Source organism: Vibrio glycogenivorans (assembly GCF_051660965.1).
In the GTDB taxonomy this organism is placed as follows: Bacteria; Pseudomonadota; Gammaproteobacteria; order Enterobacterales; family Vibrionaceae; genus Vibrio.
Genome location: NZ_JBPVIS010000006.1, coordinates 158,203 through 178,316, shown reverse-complemented (window position 1 = coordinate 178,316; position 20,114 = coordinate 158,203). Strand labels below are relative to the sequence as shown.

General features: G+C 47.1%; 12 protein-coding genes. 4 read left to right on the top strand and 8 right to left on the bottom strand.

What is annotated here, in order from left to right:
• Positions 1–154 precede the first annotated feature (154 nt).
• Positions 155–2,026 carry a methyl-accepting chemotaxis protein gene (locus tag ACSTTG_RS13525; RefSeq protein WP_438475182.1) on the top strand — a complete coding sequence of 624 codons (1,872 nt, stop codon included), beginning with the start codon at positions 155–157 and terminating at the stop codon, positions 2,024–2,026.
• 277 nt (positions 2,027–2,303) lie between these two features.
• Here the strand turns inward: ACSTTG_RS13525 and ACSTTG_RS13520 are convergent, their stop codons facing one another.
• Both ACSTTG_RS13520 and yiaY read right to left on the bottom strand, forming a co-directional pair.
• Positions 2,304–3,167, bottom strand: a complete 864-nt coding sequence (locus ACSTTG_RS13520; protein WP_438459497.1) for a helix-turn-helix domain-containing protein — start codon at positions 3,165–3,167, stop codon at positions 2,304–2,306.
• Between the two features lie 130 nt (positions 3,168–3,297).
• Positions 3,298–4,446: an L-threonine dehydrogenase gene (gene yiaY, locus ACSTTG_RS13515; protein WP_438475181.1), complete on the bottom strand. Its 1,149-nt coding sequence runs from the start codon at positions 4,444–4,446 to the stop codon at positions 3,298–3,300.
• Between the two features lie 341 nt (positions 4,447–4,787).
• Here yiaY and ACSTTG_RS13510 point away from each other — a divergent pair, with 341 nt between their 5' ends.
• Positions 4,788–5,783, top strand: a complete 996-nt coding sequence (locus tag ACSTTG_RS13510; protein ID WP_438475180.1) for a transposase — start codon at positions 4,788–4,790, stop codon at positions 5,781–5,783.
• A 461-nt stretch (positions 5,784–6,244) separates the two neighbouring features.
• Here the strand turns inward: ACSTTG_RS13510 and ACSTTG_RS13505 are convergent, their stop codons facing one another.
• The 6 genes from ACSTTG_RS13505 to gyrA form a co-directional block, all read right to left on the bottom strand.
• A complete protein-coding gene (locus ACSTTG_RS13505; protein WP_438459500.1) occupies positions 6,245–7,717 on the bottom strand; it encodes a peptide MFS transporter in 1,473 nt (490 codons plus the stop codon).
• A 221-nt stretch (positions 7,718–7,938) separates the two neighbouring features.
• Positions 7,939–9,093, bottom strand: coding sequence for an ABC transporter permease (locus ACSTTG_RS13500; protein ID WP_438475179.1), 1,155 nt, complete (start codon positions 9,091–9,093; stop codon positions 7,939–7,941).
• Positions 9,094–9,405: 312 nt separating this feature from the next.
• Positions 9,406–10,563 carry an ABC transporter permease gene (locus ACSTTG_RS13495; protein WP_438475178.1) on the bottom strand — a complete coding sequence of 386 codons (1,158 nt, stop codon included), beginning with the start codon at positions 10,561–10,563 and terminating at the stop codon, positions 9,406–9,408.
• A 10-nt stretch (positions 10,564–10,573) separates the two neighbouring features.
• A complete protein-coding gene (locus ACSTTG_RS13490; RefSeq protein WP_438475177.1) occupies positions 10,574–11,548 on the bottom strand; it encodes an HlyD family secretion protein in 975 nt (324 codons plus the stop codon).
• Entirely contained in the window at positions 11,545–12,939 is a 1,395-nt protein-coding gene (locus ACSTTG_RS13485; protein WP_438475328.1) for a TolC family protein, read from the bottom strand. The genes ACSTTG_RS13490 and ACSTTG_RS13485 overlap by 4 nt, the downstream gene beginning before the upstream one ends.
• A gap of 583 nt (positions 12,940–13,522) precedes the next feature.
• On the bottom strand, positions 13,523–16,153 hold the full coding sequence (gyrA, locus tag ACSTTG_RS13480) for a DNA topoisomerase (ATP-hydrolyzing) subunit A (RefSeq protein WP_438459504.1): 2,631 nt from the start codon (positions 16,151–16,153) through the stop codon (positions 13,523–13,525).
• A gap of 315 nt (positions 16,154–16,468) precedes the next feature.
• Here gyrA and ubiG point away from each other — a divergent pair, with 315 nt between their 5' ends.
• Both ubiG and nrdA read left to right on the top strand, forming a co-directional pair.
• Complete coding sequence (gene ubiG, locus ACSTTG_RS13475; protein WP_438475176.1) at positions 16,469–17,179, top strand: bifunctional 2-polyprenyl-6-hydroxyphenol methylase/3-demethylubiquinol 3-O-methyltransferase UbiG; 711 nt, start codon at positions 16,469–16,471, stop codon at positions 17,177–17,179.
• A 561-nt stretch (positions 17,180–17,740) separates the two neighbouring features.
• Positions 17,741–20,023: a class 1a ribonucleoside-diphosphate reductase subunit alpha gene (gene nrdA / locus ACSTTG_RS13470; protein ID WP_438475175.1), complete on the top strand. Its 2,283-nt coding sequence runs from the start codon at positions 17,741–17,743 to the stop codon at positions 20,021–20,023.
• Positions 20,024–20,114 lie beyond the last annotated feature (91 nt).

Here is a 20,114-nt window from a genome sequence, read left to right as displayed (position 1 = left end):
GACTAACCCTTCTAATACCATCTCAATTACAATTACTTACAAATCATATTGTTAGTTAAACTAATGGTGTGATAAACCACACACTCAGTAGTATACTATTAGTGTATTTGATCTATTTCGATATTAGGTTTTCTCTGTTTATCCTTTGGTTGTTATGAAATTTAAGTACAAAGTCATTGCTGCATCGTCGGCAATCATGATCGTTATTGTCTCCTTGTTATCTTTTCACCAAGTGAGAAAAGTTCGAGCTGAGATCGAGTCCTTGGTCAACTCAAGCATTAATGAGCTAGTCGCCAGTGCCACCAGCAACGTGGCCACAGAAATTAACTACAAGCGCTCCTTTGCACATGTTCTCACCGAGTCGATTGAGTTTGACCCAGACAACGAGTTTTACATTACAGCTCTACTTGAACAGCCACAAATCCTACAAAATTTCGTTGTCGCAGGCCTTGGCTATGAAAATACAGGAAGGATGCTAGAAAATGATCCCGAGTGGACACCCGGCGCCGAATATGAACCCCGTCACCGCCCTTGGTATCAGCAAGCCAAACAACAACAGCGACAAATCATTACTGCCCCCTACTATGATGATTTGATCGATTCAATGGTAGTTTCGATTGCTAATCCAGTTCATCATAACAGTGAACTCGTTGGTGTAACCCTGTTCGATGTTGACTTGGGGATACTAGCCGATGTCACTAACCAAGTTAACTTCCTAAACACGGGTTATCTGTTTGTCGTTGCCGAAGATGGGACGACTATTGCCCACCCTAATCGCCAGTACAATGGTCAATCAATGTCGGAATATCTTTCTGGTGTGGCGATTGCTCCTGGCCTTCATACCTATTCGTTTGGTGGCAAGGACTACCTATTGAGCTTTGAGCGTGTGCCGGGTGAAGAATGGTATGTTGCCGCTCTGGTTGATAGGCAATTGGCACTCTCATCGATTGGTGAGCTGCAAACAAATGCGCTGTTGTATACCGTTATGGGTGTCCTTTTCTCTGTTCTTGCATTGGGTTTGATCCTCAACCTGCTAATGCGACCAATTAATGAACTTGGAGAGGCCCTACAAGATGTCGCTTCTGGACAGGCCGATCTCACCAAGCGTTTGAGCACTCGCTCAGATCCAGAGTTTGCATCACTAGCGATCAACTTCAACGCCTTCGTTAGTCAGTTGCAAGAGCAAATTAGACAGTCAAAGCAAGTATTCCATAAGTTAACTCAGGCTACTCAATCAACCTTAGGCAGCGCCGACCAATCAGTTGAGGCAACACAAGGTCAGCTAAGTGAACTGACCAAACTGGCGTCTGCCATCGAGCAGATGTCAGTCGCCGCCAATCAAGTGGCACTGAGCGCCAAAGACACCTCAACAGCCGCACATCAGGCGGATGAAAATGCGAAAGACTGTGTCTCAGTGGTCAGCAAGAGTATGTCATCAATCAACAATCTTTCGAGTAATATTGAGTTGACCGAAAAAGAGGTGCAGTGCCTCGATACTGCTATCGTCGATATTGAGAAGATCCTTCAGGTTATCAATGAAATTGCTGACCAAACCAATCTTCTCGCACTTAACGCAGCAATAGAAGCCGCCCGAGCCGGTGAATATGGTCGTGGGTTTGCTGTAGTGTCAGATGAAGTACGCAGCCTGGCTAATCGCACCCAGGAGTCAACTACCGAGATCCATACGATGATTGAGCAACTGCACAGTAGCTCCCAATCAGTTAGTGCCTCCATGGCTTCCAGTCGAAAAGTTGCCGATGAAACTGTCGAACACGCGATACAAACCAACCAAGCCCTACAACGTATCCAAAGCTCTATTGCCGAGATTTCCTCAATGAATAATCAAATCGCAACCGCTGCAAACGAACAGAGTGAGGCCGCAAAGGAAATTAACTACAACGCCCTAACCATTCAATCACATTCCGAAGATGTTGCCCAAGCCGCTGAGTCGGCTCGTCACTTGATGAAGCAGCAAGCGGATATGATTGATGCGCAGCATCAGGCGTTGAATAAGTTTATTGTGTAGGCATAACGCTGAAGCGATATCTTCCCTCCAAAGCCTGATTTCAGGCTTTGGTTTTCCTCTTTAATGTAAGTTTGGGATAAATACGCTAAGCGGTTTTGTAAAGCAGCTAATAGCAGCAGCTAATTGGACAGTCATCACAACTACTAGCTTGAACAGTCAATATTGAAGATCGCTGTTAGTTTCTCAATCGGAATTATGGGTGTCCAATTTGTAGCCTCTCATTACAATGAGTGTCCGATCAATGCTGGTGTCTGGTTTTCCACCTATGGACTAACACCTAACTAACTGCAATTGACGAACGTTGCATTTGATATTGCTTTGGTGTGATACCAAACTCCTGTTTAAACAAGCGAATATAATATGAGATGTTGTCATAACCCACTTCCATTGCTGCGTCGGTCACAGAGCGTGTCTCCAGCAAGCTCTGGGAGCGTAACAATTTTAACTTTCGCATGTAATCTTTTGGATTTTCGTCCGTGACCGCTTTAAATTTCTGACTAAAATTAGACAGCGACAAGCCAACCTCTTCAGCGATATCCGATATCTTCATTGCACTGCTCTCTGCCGATTTCATTAATCTGATAGCTTGGTTAATTGGATGGCTCTTTGACTGGTAAATAATGTTATTACAGCCCTGTTTTTTCAACAGCTCGTAAACTACCTCTTGGCTAGTCAAATCAATTAGAAAGCGCATATTACTGTCATTCTCGCCAACTATCTGCTGCATGCGCTGATGCAACTGACCTAATCTATCTGTGATTTTGCTATGGCTAAACTGATGGCAATCAAACTCTTTTGTAGATTCGATTTCAAGATGGTCTGCCACTTGCTGGACCACTCCATCAATCAACTGATCGCCAAACTCATAAACCAGAGCCTTAGTTGATTTGGGCATCATCATCTGCACTGTTGAATTTGGCGGTAGTAGAACAAATTCACTTTTGTCGTATTGAAAAGAGCTAGATCGATTGACACTAACTTCCTTTGCACCAGCCAAAATAGTGCACAGCCTTGGACTGTCGTAAGAGTGGTAACTGTCGTCGAAGTATTGAGGAAGATCGTAGTAGAGGAGATTGAGATTATCTGTTGAGAGCGCGTATTCTCTCTCTGTTACTCGATTGAAATCGTTGATCGTATGCATGAGTTAGTGCCGCCCCCGCCAAGCATTAGAGCGTTCACTTTAGGGCATTTACTTGTCACCGTCTTTGATCTCAACCAAAGTTCACGTGCCAGAAGCTCACCCTAGCGGGTGAGCTTTACAAATCATCAGATTACATCGCTGCGTCAAGGATCTCTTTAATCTCATCATGCGTTGCTTGCTTCGGGTTGGTAAAACCACATGCATCTTTAAGCGCATTTTCCGCCAGCGTATCAAAGTCCCCTTTCTTCACACCGAGCTCTTCTAAGCCCGCCGGAATGGCAACATCTTTCGAGAGTTGGCGAATGGCTTCAAGCCCTGCTTGCGCTGCTTCACTATCACTCATCGCTGCTACATTGACACCCATGGCTTTGGCGACATCGCGAAGACGCGCTGGCGATACTTGAGCATTGTATTGCTGAACATGTGGCAACAAGATAGCGTTACATACACCATGTGGTAGGTCGTAGTAGCCACCCAACTGGTGAGCAATCGCATGAACATAACCAAGAGAAGCATTGTTAAAAGCCATGCCTGCCATAAACTGCGCATAAGCCATGTTATCGCGAGCGGTAATGTCGTCACCATGGTTCACCGCTTGACGCAAGTTTGCCTGGATCATCTCAATCGCCTTGATAGCAACGGCATCGGTTACCGGTGTTGCCGCAATGGAAACATATGCCTCAATCGCATGCGTCAAAGCATCCATACCCGTCGCAGCAGTCAGTGACGCGGGTTTAGCCAACATAAGCTCAGGATCGTTGACTGAAATAATCGGCGTTACATGCTTATCGACAATCGCCATTTTGATGTGACGTGCTTCATCTGTGATGATGCAAAAACGAGTCATTTCTGACGCCGTGCCCGCTGTTGTATTGATAGCGATCAGCGGTGCCTGAGCCTTAGCAGACTGATCGACACCCTCATAATCTTTGATCTCGCCACCGTTGGTCGCCAGAAGCGCAATACCCTTAGCACAATCATGTGGCGAGCCTCCACCAAGTGAAATAACACAATCGCATTCACCCTGCTTGAACATCGCTAAACCATCATTAACGTTTTCGATAGTAGGGTTAGGCTTGGTTTGATCAAACACGACTGATGAGACACCCACCTCATCAAGTAATTTGGTTACCTTCGCTACAATGCCAATTTGATTAAGCACTGAATCGGTGACAATCAGCGCTTTTTTGTACCCAAACGACTGAATGCTACTGATAGCTTCGTTAAGACAACCCGTACCCATGAGGTTTACTGAAGGGATGTAGAATGTACTCGACATAGTTTTGCTCCACTAGGAATTTAGTACTAATTGGTTTGAAACTCTTGATTCGGTTTCTTGTCTGAACTCAGACTACCAATGCCTCATCTGCCTAACTAGCTCAGTTTTTAGAGAAATAGCCGTTTTTTTAAAAACTTAAATCCAACCAACAATCTAGTTCTAATTTTGTGACCAGCTTAACTAAATTTACAGCTACCAACACAACTACATAGCTTGCTGCTTTGGTTGTGTCACTCATATTCAATCATTGCTTTTCATATTACTTTAAACAGGACACTCAAAGCGGCCATTTTCACGCAACTCCAGCTAAACTATGCTCATTCCTTAACTGGAGCGCCCCTATGCCTACAGCCCGTTCGCAACTTGTCAGCCTCAGCCATACCTCCTATTATCACTGCGTATCGCGCTGTGTTCGCCAAGCCTTTCTTTGCGGTTTTGATAAATCTAGTGGAGTAAGCTTTGAACACCGCCGTGACTGGGTTGAGCAAAGGTTACTCAAGCTTGCGAGTGTGTTTTCGATCGATATCTGTGCCTATGCAGTAATGAGCAATCATACACACCTGGTACTGCACATTAATAAAGATCAAGCCCTATCCTGGGATATCTACGAAGTGTTACAGCGCTGGCATCGATTATATAAAGGTACGGTTTTAACAAGACAATTTCTTTCCGGCGAGCCATTAGACAACGCTTCCCTATCAACTGTAATGGATATTGCTGAAGTATATCGACAACGCCTTTATAACTTAAGTTGGTTCATGCGCAACTTAAATGAACACATCGCTCGCCAGGCTAATCAAGAGGAAAACCGGACTGGCCGCTTCTGGGAGGGCCGATTTAAATCACAGCCACTTCTTGACGAGACCGCACTTGCAACCTGTATGGCCTATGTCGATTTAAATCCAATAAGATCTAACATGGCTAGCACACCCGAACAATCAGCTTACACAAGCATTAAAAAACGTATTGATACTCTGCAAAACGCTGTAAATAGTAGTCTCATACAGCCCACCACGCTATTCCCATTTGTTGGTGGCGAATGCAAACAAAGGCCTCAAGGCCTGCCCTTTCACCTAAGTGACTATTTGTCTTTGATCGATATTAGCGGACGGATAATTCGTGGTGATAAGCGTGGGAGCATCTCGAGCAACTGTGAGCTGATGTTAAAGCGATTAGGTATAAATGAAGCTATGTGGACTCGTCTAATGACTTCTCTAGAGCAAAGGTTTACCGGACCGATTGGATGTGAAAAATCTCTCCGCCGCTATCAGCTCAACCTTGGGATAGAACGAGTGAAGGGTGTTGGTTCAGCAAGGCTATATTTTCAAGTCGCTTAATAGTGAATTGTACAGCCTTCAACATAACTCTCCTCATTTACCCTGGGCACTTTCCTTAAAAAAGCCTTTTAGAAAATACGTTACCTGTAACCAAACCCCTCTTGTCGAGTTAGAAAAGAGTCTATCTCCACTTTAGTCATGCTCGTTCGCTCAACGGGGAAAGTCTAGTTTAGTCAAATGTAATTTATGACTGTCAAGTTTGTAGTTTTTATGACCGTTAATATTACTCTCTTGAGGGGACTCGTTTAGTTTAATCATACGCAATTAATGACTGTCCAGTTTGTGACTCAAGGGGAATACTGCATATTTATCCCGCATGATCATCGAAAATAAGTCATTCGTTTGCTCCGAGACTTAATATGACTGTCTAAATAATGCAATCTATCTAGCTTATTGAAACTTTTAACATAAAGCCCAAGTGATATAACTTGGGCTTTATCGTTTTCATCTTCGGTTTTTATTCAAGCCTCAGCGGTTGCCGTCAAAACCTCATGCTTCTCCGCCGCGGCAAGCATTTTCTTAATTAGCCATGACGCGCCAAGGGCGACACCAACCATGACCACAGCGAGAATGGTGAGCAGCTGAAAGTAGTCACCATAAACATTTTGAACAATGTCCTGGGTGATAACTTGACCTTTTTCCAACGCAATAGAGGTAGAAAAAACTGCACCGATTATACCACTTAGTGCCATGGCTACAGAGAATAGGCTTACTGAAAAGTTCTCAATGTGTTTAGGGGCAACCGATAGGATGAATGCGACGACCAGCGATCCAACAACAACTTCAGCGAATGCCTGGAAGAAATGGATGGCCAGGAATATTTCTGGGTGAATCACCACATCTTCACCCACTGTACTCACAGCCATGGTCAAGATACCAAATGCAATAGCAGTCAAGACAAATGCAAATGCAACTTTTGTGGCCGTTGTGAAGTGGATATCACGCTTTTCAAGTGACGAGAACAACATTGCTATAAGTGGACCCGCGACCATGCACCACAGTGGGTTCATCGCCATTGCCGCCTCTGGTGCTACCGGAATAAAACCAAATAGCTCACCGCGCATAGTATTAATTGCCACCATGTTCATTGATGTCATCATCTGCCCGTAGTAGACAAAGAAACAGGTAGTAAGAAAGGTCATGATTAGAATGGCTGCCATCTTAATTTTCTGAGCCTTTTCAACTTTGAGCATTAAACTAGCAAAGTACAAAATCGCCGAAACGCCAATCGCATATACGATGTTTTGACCCACGTCCATATTAGAAAACATGAAAAATACCAAGCCAATCATGGCAACAGACAATGTTGCAAAAGCCAACCAATTCTTAAGACTTACCGGTGCTTGGTCAATCTCTGCAGCCACTGCGCGAAGACCTTTTCTCGACACGATCAACATTAATAAAGCGGCACCTGCCATCACACCTGACAGCAAGAAGCTGCCATAAAAGCCAAGCAACATCACCAGCATTGGGAATAGATATTGACCTAAAAAGGCGCCAACATTGTTGATGGAATAGTTTACCGGGTAACCATTCTCAAAATCCTCTTGGCTTTTAAAGGTTCGCTTATAGAGGCTTGGATAGGCAGGTGACATCAATCCTCGCGAATAGCTCGCGAGTGCGATACCACACAGCGCCAGTGGAACGTTAAGCGCAGTAGCTCCTAAAACTAAAAGAACATAGCCTAAGGTGAAACCAACAAAGGAAATACTCAGCGAGCGATACGCCCCAAGAAACTTGTCTGCTATAAAACCACCAGCAATCGCAAATAGAGGGCCGATCGCAGAGAATGCACCGACCACCATCATGGTATCGGCTTCACTGTAATTTAGCTCCTCTAAAAAGAAACGGGTGAGGATAACCATCACACCGTAGAACGATAAGCCAAACATCATTTGGCAGAACATCATAGATTTATTGAGTCTATTCCACATAGCTTTTCACATCTCTCGTCGCTACTCGTGGCTTATTCGTCCCTAAATCTTACCTAGAGCAATGGTTGTTTTGCGCCTAGATTCTCCCACAGTAGCACGCATATATCACCAATCGAGAGTTATGATTACAATTTTGATCGTATATAGCCCTGAGCTTTGCGCAATATCAATGACTTAGAAAAGTGCCGCAAGATTGCCCCTTTCCATCAATACAGCTAGTTTCAAATCGATACCAATTTGCTTGGAATAAAGCTCCGTAGACTTTTAACTTGAAACCAAACGAAAGTAAGCCACCATGCGCATATCAGCCACAAATGGACATAGTAGTGTCCGACCTGACTCCAATCCGCTCCAATTTGATTGAGTGACAGAAATGCCTTAATCGCAACTGTGCTTGGAAAGAGGTCTGCCAGCAGCAATAGCGGCGCTGGTATTAGCTCTACTGGCCAGATAAATCCAGACACAAATATCAGTGGCATTGAGCTCAGTAGGACCAGCACACTGACCCACTCCCTTTGTGGCACAACATGACCTAATACATACCCGAGTAGGCAACATCCAATCAAAAACGGCAGCAGCATGGTTAATACTTGCCTAGCTTGAGCCACTTTGCTAATCCCATACATCTCGAAACTGGCGCCAAAATAGAACATGGCTAACAGATAGTACACACCAACGAGCACCAGAGTTCTTGCTAGAAGCAGCTGGCCGGCTGGCACCTTGTTCCAATATCCCTCGCTGCCCCGTTGGGTTGCCACCATCAAGCCCCCCGCCATCACCAATGTTTGCTGTAAGATCAATACAAACACAGCAGGCACAACGTAACTCACATAGCCCATTCCTGCATTAAACGTCGGTTTACTGTTCAAACTAACGACGCTGTGCTGTTGTGCCGCCATTGAGATAGGCTGGCCACTCGCGACCAACTGCGCCACTTTCACCTGCGCCCCAAGCGTTGCACCAGAATGCGCTAGCCCCTCAACAATCGCGCCGTAAACTAGAAAATAAGAGGCATCTCCAGCGTAAGCCAATGTTGGGCTTTTGTCCAAAAGCAGATCCTTGTAAAAGTGCTCAGGAATTACAATCAGCCCCGCAGCCTTTTTTTCAACGACTTTTTGCTTTGCGGCTTCAATACTCGCAACTCGTTCAATCACCCTAATTTGTTGGGTCGCATCAATCATTCGCTCGAGCGTGTAGCTAATCTGACTGTTGTCCAAATTGACGATTACAAGTTTTTGCTCAGTCGGTGTTTGCTGCGCATAAGGAAGTGGATAGAGAAACGAATAAAACAATACGCCAAAAAACACCACCACAACCACAACAGGATTGCGAACCAGGCTGACCCACTCTTGTCTTAACAATTCCGGTAACTTCATCCTAGTTACTCCTTCGATATACGCCAACTTGGCATCCGTTTGATGTTCTAAAGCCGCTAAAATTCTTTAGCTTTCATCTTTCTCAATATTGGCTACCGCCAAATAATGTTTGAAACGCTTAGTTTACATGACTAGCTTCACCTGACTGTCCTAATAAACGCAACAGAGTAGCTTCATATGACTGTCCAAATAAACGCAACAGACAACAGTGATAGCTGCATACACTTTAGGTACCTATACTCGAGAGCTCGGATAAATATGGGTGTCCAATTAGTGCTCTATAAACATGAGTGTCCAAATAATGTGTTTCGACTACACACCCGATACCGGGCCCGCATTCGACGCACGCCTAGCAAGCACCAGTTTGAGCATCACTAAAGGAAGCAAATACCCTAACATTGGGAGCAGCTCTAAAAGTGATGTCGACCAAGTAACCCCATAAGAACTTTGGGCAACTTGGGTGTCCATATAGTGGCTGATGGGAAGGAGGCTCCTCCAGGCTTGGGCGAGAAAGCCCATATCACTGACGGGAAAGCTTATCCCCATAAAGGCGAAGCTCGGTGCGGTAAAAGCGCCGGCCAGGCTTAAGGCTCTGGCTGGCTCCTCCGTGATCACATAGAAAAACGTTGCCATTATCATGCATGCGACTATGGTCACCGACTGGGCAAAGCCAATCATCAGTAAGCTGCCATGATTCGGCCAGTCAAGAAAATAATAAAACCACAGCAGAAATAACCCGCCTTGCACGGCAAAGAGGACATAGTAATATCTCAGCACGTTGACCAAGCGCTGCATTGGTCGCTTGCCTAGCCACTCAGTTAGGCTACTGGCACGACTTTGACGAAAGTTCGCGCTTAAAACCATGATCGTACTGACAACCATCACTATCTGCCACAGTGCTGGCACAACCGCACTGACCAGAAACTGGCTGTAGTTGGTGTTGCGGTTGAACAACGCGGTGATCTGGCTGCGGATTGGCACAGACTTGCCCATCGCCGAAACCAGCGTCCCCTGCTCGGTCGCAAGTGCCTTTGCCACTCCTAGTCTCGCATTCCAGTGCCCTACTGCTTGTGTAATGGCGGTATTGACCAAGCGCCCAATCAATATGTACTGGCTGTTATAAAAACTATTTACCTGTGGCAGCACTTGATGAGCAATCGAGCGCTCTAAATCATTCGGTATTACCACGTAGGCGTATATATCTTGGTTGACCAGCGCCGCTTTAGCGCTTGATGCATCGCTATATTGGTGGGCAATAGCCAATGCTGGCGAAGCAGATAGCTGACGAATCAGGCTCCTTGAGGTGCTCGACTTGGACAAATCCACCACACCGATCGGTAAATCTCTCGCAATACCCTGAGAGAACACTGCCCAAATCAAAAACGCTAACAGAATCGGCACCCAGCTTAAGCAGGCGTTAAGCCACCTGTCCTCACGGATAATATTAAGTTGCTTCGTAAAGGTCGTCATGGCTACTTCCCTACAATTCAATCACAACACTCATGCCAGCGCGTAAATTCAAACCTTGCTCAACAGGTCGCGCCTCAACCTCAAAGGTACGTAAATCAAAACCCTGCGAGGCATCCGTTGAGCGCCAGGTAGCAAAATCACCCATGGCTGCAATATGCGTTACCACAAACTCCTCGACCCGGTCAAAAGCAGGAAGGTAAGCCTCAAACTTTCGCCCCTCGAGGAAATACTTGAGATAGTCTTCTCGAACATTGAATATGGCCCACGTATCATGGGTGTCCAATATAGTGACGACGGGGAAACCTTGGGGGGCTAGCTCGCCACTTTGCAGTAATACCTGTGATACTTCACCCTCGAACCAGCTTTTTATCACGGTATCGGCGACATAGGCTTCTACCTCCGCAACGGCGCCGGAAGCCATGTGCATTTTTTCAATCGCCGCTATCTTAGTCTCCTCTCTGGCCCCCTCTTTTGCCATGGTGTACATCTGATACGCGGCACTCTCGGTGTACTTAGCAGCTTGCCATTGAGTCTTTGCCTCATCTTTTTTCTGCTCAGCAACGACGCCGTCAGCAAATAGGTTATCCACGCGGTGAAAGGTCTTCTCCATCAAATCGGCCGCCGCTTTCGCCTTCAGCCACTTATCTTTAGCAGCTTGAACTTGCTGAGCCCGCGCCCCCGACTCTGCCTGCAAGGCCATTGCTCCGGCGGCCTTTTCACCAGCCTTGGCTTGCGCTAGCTTGGCATCAATCTCTGGGCTATGTAAGGTGAAGATTAACTGTCCCTTTTCAACGCGATCGCCCTTTCTCACCAAAACCTGGTCAACCCTGCCCGGCACTTTAGAAGAAATACTGTACTGCTGTGCCTCAATCATTCCTTGCAATCGAATGGGCTTAGGTTGATAAGCGAGATAAAAGTTGTAGCTAACCCAGCCAACGATAGACAGCGCAATCGCGGCCAATGACAATGACTTTAGTGTTTTCATACTGGCTCCTGAGTTGAATGGGTATAGGCAGTTTGCTGGTATTGAGTAAAGGTCTCCATCTGGCTGCTTAGCGCTAATAAGCGCGTTAATCCAATCAGATAGCTATAGCGAGCCACCGATTGCTGGGTTTGAATGCTGGCAAGATAGAGCTGGGCATCGACGACATCGATTGAGCTAGAGAGTCCCTGGTTGAACGCTTTCTCACGTAAGCGCAGATTTTCTTGCGCAAGCGCTATGCTCGATTCCAGGCCTATCACCTCATCAATCGCTTGTTGCGCCTCTAGGTAAGTTTTTTGCACCAGCATGCTTAAATCACGGTGCGCTTGAGTCTGCAGAAGTTGTGCACTCTGCACCAAAGACTTTGCCGCCCTTATATTGTGACGACGCCCACTGGTATCTGTTAAAGGGACACTCACGCCAATTAAAACCATCCAATCTGGTTTTAATTGGCTCGCGAGCGTGTCATCCTCATGCAAAGAGTAATCGCCAAACAGATAGACCTCAGGCAGGTATTTACCCCTTTCCGCCTTGATCATACTGCTGGCTTGTTGTTCTTTCGCTGATAACAGTGCCAGTCCAGGGTATGTAGACAGGGTTTGTTCAATATAAGCCTGCATTGGGGGAAGATGCTGGTTAATAAACAACACTTCTTGCGGCATTGCAGAGTCTTCAATCGACATAATTTTGTCCAGTGCAGACTGAGCGATCACTAATTGGGATTGCGCTTTACGGGTTTCGACCTTGGCTTTATCCAAAGAGGCCTGCGCCTGAAGCCGCTCAACCTTGGCAATTTGACCTTGTTGCTCTAACTTCTCGGCAAATTCTAGGTGTTGAGCGAGCCCCACCTCAACAGCTTGGCGAGTTCGCAGCACCTCACGGGCAAGCACCACGGAAAAATAGTATCGACTGAGATCTTCATATCGAGCTTGCAGCTCCATTGCATAATGACTTTTTGCTTCCTCGGTGCGCCCCTCTGCCGCACTCTGAGCTGCACTGATCCTTCCACCAGTAAATATTGGCCAAACCGCTCGCACCGAAGAAGTAAAGATATCTCGATCGGCAATGTGGGTCTCAATACCACCCAAAATGGGCAACAATCCGGCTAACGCATCGGAGGAGCCAGCCGCAAGCCCAGGGATAGTGGTTGCATCCATTAGCTGGTGTCCGCTGACGGTCACATCATCATCGAGTCTGACATAGCTTGCACCAAGCGAGATGCTTGGTAGGTTTAGACTGCCAGTCGCGGTTTCAAAGTGACGGTAAGCCTGTACTTGAGCTCGCTCTGCAGCGAGAGATTGATTGTTTGACTGTACAAGCTCCCATGCCTGAAGAAAACTCACCTGATTAGCACTGACATCGAGACTGACCAGACAAAGTCCCATCAGCGCCATTACTTTTATTTGAGGTAATTTCATTGCATCATCCATAACACTAGAGCATATACTCTAATGTTAACCGATAATTCATATATGGTTTACAGCGGGTGCTCAAAAATATGTTACAAAGTGTATATGTGAGTCATTTCTAACTCTCCTCCTTAGGTAAAAAGTGGAGAGTCAATCGAGGTAAAAACTACTGCATAATCTACACATTGAATTGAAACGCCATTACCCACACCTCCTTTTCTAAAAACGTAGCTGCATTTACAAACCTGCGCTGGTGTTAACCATGGATCAGCCAACACCACTTCAGTATTAGTATCTATCGATTGAAAAATAGGAGAGAAGATTAAGCGGATGAAGCACCCCAGCGAGGTGTAACAGAAGCAGTATGGCCCTAGTTATAAGAGATACTCACCGATATACACTGATATTCGGATGCATTTTTACGGGCTGGAATAGGAGTGAATGGATAAGCGGTTTGCCGCAGGCTCGTTAATCAGTACTGGATTGACAAACGTCCAAGCCGTTGAAAAATAAAAAAGCCAGTCAGTTTACACTGACTGGCTTTTCATATTTCTAATTGAACGGTCACTTACTCTTGACTATCGGCCTCTGAAGCATCACCTGCTGGTGCCTCATCTTGGCTAACTTGAGACTCTTCGCCTTCAGCGATTTCGCCATCAACCAACTCAGCTTCTTCGATTTCTTCGATGCGCTGCAGACCGACGACTGACTCATCGTCACCCGTACGGATCAGCGTGACACCTTGGGTGTTACGACCCACTTGGCTGACTTCCGCTACGCGAGTACGAACCAGCGTACCGGCGTCGGTGATCATCATCATCTCGTCGCCTTCTTCGACCTGGATTGCACCAACCACAGGACCGTTACGCTCAGAAACTTTAATTGAAACCACACCTTGCGTTGCACGGCCTTTAGTTGGGTATTCTGCTAGCTCAGTACGCTTACCATAACCGTTTTGTGTCACGGTCAGGATATCGCCTTCATTAGAAGGAACGATCAACGAAACCACTTGATCGTTGTCCGCCAGTTTCATACCGCGAACACCAGCTGCAGTACGACCCATCGCGCGCACTTTGTCTTCGTTAAAGCGCACTACCTTGCCCTCTTTCGAGAACAGCATGATGTCACTTTCACCGGTCGTGATGTCGACGCCGATCAGCGAGTCATCGTCTCGTAGGTTCACTGCGATCAAGCCATTGGCGCGCACATTCGCGAACTGATCCAATGAAGTCTTCTTCACCGTGCCATCGCCCGTTGCCATAAAGATGTACTTGTCGGCATCGAACTCAGAAACCGGCAAGATAGCCGTAATGCGCTCGTTCTCTTCCAAAGGAAGGATGTTAACGATCGGCTTACCACGTGCTGTGCGGCTTGCCAGTGGCAATTGATACACTTTCAGACGGTAAGTCTTACCGCGCGTCGAGAAACACAAGATGTTATCGTGGGTGTTCGCCACCAGAAGACGCTCGATGTAGTCTTCTTCTTTCATCTTAGTTGCGCTCTTACCTTTACCACCACGACGCTGTGCTTCGTAGTCGCTCAGGATTTGGTACTTAACGTAGCCTTCGTGTGACAGGGTCACAACCACATCTTCACGCGCAATCAGCTCTTCCATGTCGATATCATGGCTAGCTGCCGTGATCTCAGTGCGGCGTACATCGCCGTAACCGTCACGAACCGCTTCAAGCTCTTCACGGATCACTTCCATCAAGCGCTCAGTGCTGGCTAGGATGTGCATCAGTTCAGCGATTTCGTCTAGTAGCGCTTTGTACTCATCAAGGATCTTCTCGTGCTCTAGACCGGTTAGACGGTGCAGACGCAGCTCAAGGATCGCTTGTGCTTGGGTTTCAGTCAGGTAGTACTGGCCGTCGCGGATGCCGAACTCTGGCTCAAGCCACTCAGGACGTGCTGCATCGGTGCCCGCACGCTCAAGCATGCCAGCCACGTTGCCAAGATCCCAACCACGTGACACCAGACCCACTTTCGCTTCCGCTGGTGTTGGTGCGTTCTTGATCAGCTCAATCACTTCATCGATGTTGGCGAGTGCCAGGGATAGTGCCTCTAGAATATGCGCACGCTCACGCGCTTTGCGCAGTTCGAAAATCGTACGGCGAGTCACCACTTCACGACGGTGGTCAACAAAGCACTTCAACATTTCTTTTAGGTTGAATAGCTTAGGCTGGCCGTTATCCAGCGCTACCATGTTGATACCAAACGTGGTTTGCAGCTGAGTTTGTGCGTAAAGGTTGTTAAGCACTACCTCACCAACCGCATCACGCTTACACTCAATAACAATACGCATACCGTCTTTGTCTGACTCGTCGCGCAGTGCACTGATGCCTTCCACCTTCTTATCTTTAACCAGCTCCGCGATCTTTTCGATCAGGCGTGCTTTGTTAACTTGATAAGGGATCTCAGTAACAATGATGGTTTCTTTGCCGTTCTTGTCCGCTTCGATATCCGCTTTAGAGCGCATATAGATCTTGCCGCGACCAGTCTTGTACGCGTCAACGATACCCTTACGACCGCTAATCAATGCCGCCGTTGGGAAGTCAGGACCTGGAATGTAATCCATCAGCTCATCGATAGTGATGGCTTCATTGTTAATGTATGCAAGGCAGCCATCAATCACTTCACCGAGGTTATGCGGTGGGATGTTGGTTGCCATACCTACTGCGATACCGGACGAGCCGTTAACCAATAGGTTTGGAATCTTGGTTGGAAGAACAGCTGGAATCTGCTCAGTACCGTCATAGTTCGGTACGTAGTCCACTGTCTCTTTATCTAGGTCAGCCAGCAGTTCGTGGGCAATCTTCGCCATACGAACTTCGGTATAACGCATTGCCGCAGCTGAGTCGCCATCGATTGAGCCGAAGTTACCTTGACCATCGACAAGCATGTAGCGCAGCGAGAAAGGCTGTGCCATACGTACGATGGTATCGTAGACCGCACTATCACCGTGTGGGTGATACTTACCGATTACGTCGCCGACAACACGGGCAGATTTTTTGTATGGTTTATTCCAATCGTTGCCTAGTACATTCATCGCAAACAAAACGCGGCGGTGTACTGGTTTTAGGCCATCACGCACATCTGGAAGAGCACGACCCACGATAACCGACATCGCGTAGTCTAGGTATGAACCTCTTAGCTCATCTTCAATGTTTACGGGCGTGATCTCTTTTGCTAGATCGCTCATAGAGCCATTGTCCCTCTATAGTTTGATCGTATTTACAATACGTATAAGGAGAAAAAATATAACACATAATCCGCGCTAACGGCATTACTTTCCCTACGCTTTTCACGGGTTGTGAACTATATTCCGCTCTAAGTGGTGAGATTTAATACAATCCCGGTTAGCAAGCCCAAAATACGGTTATTTTTCAGTCGCTCACGCTTCATTTTTCGCCAGGATTAAAATCACCCATGAAGCAAATTAACTCACAAAAGTGACTAGACTCCTGACTGTCATTCGCTAAGATGACCTGATTATGTTTTTTGCAAGGCGACGCGAATGATTAACGGACAAAATGTCGATCCAAAGGAAATTCAGAAGTTTGAGGAAATGGCTTCACGTTGGTGGGATTTAGAAGGTGAGTTTAAACCTCTGCATCAAATCAACCCATTACGACTCAACTATGTACTCGAGCGCGCCAACGGTCTGTTTGGCAAGCAGGTACTCGACGTTGGCTGTGGTGGCGGAATTTTAGCAGAGAGCATGGCTCGTCAAGAAGCTATCGTGACCGGACTCGACATGGGGCGCGAGCCGTTAGAAGTTGCCCGCTTGCGCAGCCTAGAGACGGGTATCAAGGTCAATTATCTACAAAACACCGTTGAGCAACATGCCGCGGATAAACCGGAGCAGTATGATGTCGTTACCTGTATGGAGATGCTCGAGCACGTTCCTGATCCCCAGTCAGTGATAAGCTCCGTCGCCAAGTTGGTCAAACCCGGTGGTCACGTATTTTTCTCAACGCTAAATCGCAACATCAAGTCGTACCTATTTGCTATCGTAGGCGCGGAAAAGCTACTGAGGATTGTGCCTGAAGGCACGCATAACCACGATAAGTTCATCAAACCCTCAGAGATGATCAAAATGATTGATCACACCCCTTTGATCGAACGCGGGATCACCGGATTGCATTACAACCCACTCACCGACAGCTATCGCCTCGGCTCCAACGTCGACGTAAACTACATCGTCCACTGCGTCCGCCCACAATAGAACCGAAAGGTGCATCCTTTAAGGAGCACCAACAAGGGAGTGAGTGGTCTACTCATAGAGGCATACCCCTCGCTCCCCGGAACGCAGTGTAACCCGCCCCTCGCCCCCAAACGTTTTAACCACAACGCTTAAGATCACACCTAACCGCAACCGCAACTACATTTTCACAACACAATTGCCACACTTGACAGGGTTTATTTGCAAGTCAGTTATTGGCAAAAGATCAAGTAAAATATTTTTTTCAGCGTTTAGCTTTTAATCGTTTGCTTTAATAGGTTTTTTTAAACCTAAATCTGCCCTGAATTCATCGGTAAGTGATCACTAACCATAAATTTCAAATTTTCTTTCCTGGTGCCATATGCTGTGTTATCAATCCTTGATCAAAACTAGATATAGCACTATCTTGTACACCACAAGGGGTTGAGGCCCTATATGTAGTGTTTTTGACAACCATGCAAGTGGATAATGATCACAAAGTCAAGCCGCACATATACAGTAATTACATACAAAAGTTACCAACAAAGTCCGCTTTGATCAGTTTTCTTAGGGAAAGACATAAGAATGAACCAACAACTTACCGTTACCAAGCGTAATGGCCGCAAAGAAAATATCGATTTAGAAAAAATCCACCGCGTTATCACTTGGGCCGCCGAGGGACTTGATAACGTCTCCGTTTCTCAGGTCGAACTGAAGGCTCACATTCAGTTCTACGAGGGGATCACCACCACCGATATTCATGAAACCATCATCAAATCTGCTGCGGACTTGATCTCTGAGGAAACGCCTGACTACCAATACCTTGCTGCGCGTCTGGCTATTTTCCACCTGCGTAAAAAGGCCTACGGTCAATATGAGCCACCGACGCTTTATGACCACATCACCCGCCTAGTGGAGATGGGCAAATACGACCAGCACTTGCTGCAAGACTACACCCGCGCTGAGCTCGACCAACTCAACAGCTATATTGATCACACCCGCGATCTGAACTTCTCTTATGCGGCGGTTAAGCAGCTAGAGGGCAAGTACTTTGTTCAAAACCGTGTATCGGGTGAGATCTACGAGAGTGCGCAGTTCCTCTACATGTTGGTCTCAGCGTGCCTATTCGCCAATTACCCAAAAGACACCCGTCTGGATTACATCAAGCGCTTTTATGACGCGACCTCGACGTTCAAGATCTCACTGCCAACTCCAATCATGTCTGGTGTGCGTACCCCAACTCGCCAATTCAGCTCATGCGTACTGATTGAGTGTGGTGACAGTCTTGATTCGATCAACGCAACAGCAAGCTCTATCGTGCGCTACGTCTCCCAGCGCGCAGGTATCGGCATCAACGCCGGCCGCATTCGCGCGCTAGGCTCTGAAATCCGCGGCGGTGAAGCGTTCCACACCGGCTGTATCCCGTTCTACAAATATTTCCAGACGGCTGTTAAGTGCTGCTCTCAGGGCGGTGTTCGTGGCGGCGCCGCAACTGTGTTTTACCCTATCTGGCACCGCGAATCACCATCACTGATGGTGCTTAAGAACAACCGCGGCGTAGAGGAAAACCGTGTCCGTCACATGGATTATGGCGTTCAGCTCAACAAGATGATGTACCAGCGCCTTGTACAAGGTGGCAACATCACCCTATTCTCGCCATCTGATGTTCCGGGTCTATACGACGCCTTCTTCCAAGATCAAGACTTGTTTGAAGAGCTGTACGTCAAATACGAAAACGACCCTTCAATTAAGAAAGAGACGGTTAAAGCGGTTGAGATGTTCTCTATCTTGATGCAAGAGCGCGCCTCTACCGGCCGCATCTACATCCAGAACGTCGATCACTGTAACACGCACAGCCCATTTGACGCGCAAGTCGCCCCTGTTCGTCAATCAAACTTGTGTCTAGAGATCGCGCTTCCGACCAAGCCACTCGCAAACGTTGAAGATGAAGAAGGCGAGATCGCGCTATGTACCCTATCGGCATTTAACCTTGGCGCCATCGAATCGCTTGACGATTTTGAAGAGCTCTCTGAGCTAGTGGTTCGCGCTCTTGATGCTCTGCTAGATTATCAAGACTATCCACTTCCAGCGGCGTACCGCTCGACCATGAACCGCCGCACTTTGGGCGTGGGTGTGATTAACTTTGCTTACTACTTGGCGAAGAATGGGACTAAGTACTCAGACGGCAGCGCGAACGGCCTAACCCACCGCACTTTTGAGGCGATGCAGTACTATCTACTTAAAGCGTCGGTTGAGCTGGCCAAAGAGCAAGGCAAGTGTCCATCGTTCCACGAGACCAACTATGCTAAAGGCTTGCTGCCAATCGACACCTACAAAAAAGACATCGATTTGGTGTGTGATGAGCCGTTGCACTACGACTGGGATGGTCTGCGTGAAGAGATCATGACTCATGGCCTGCGTAACTCGACGCTAACGGCACTCATGCCATCGGAGACCTCCTCACAGATCTCGAATGCCACCAATGGTATCGAGCCACCGCGCGGCTATGTCTCGGTCAAAGCATCGAAAGATGGCATTCTCAAGCAGGTGGTGCCTGAGTTTACCAAGTATAAAGACAACTACGAGCTCCTTTGGGATATCGGCAGTAACAATGGCTACCTACACCTTGTGGGCATTATTCAGAAGTTTGTTGACCAAGCTATCTCTGCCAACACCAACTATGACCCAAGCCGTTATGAATCAGGCAAGGTGCCGATGAAGCAGCTGCTGCAAGATCTACTGACTGCTTATAAGTACGGCGTTAAGACACTCTACTATCACAACACCCGTGATGGAGCGAAGGACGAGCAGAAAGACGCAGTTCAGGCACAAGACGATGACTGTGCAGGCGGCGGTTGTAAGATCTAAACCACCCCACTGATTCGGCGGCAGACCGACTCTGCCGCCCTCCGAATATAAATTAGAAAGTAATACTGGCCGGTGCACAGACATCGGTCTA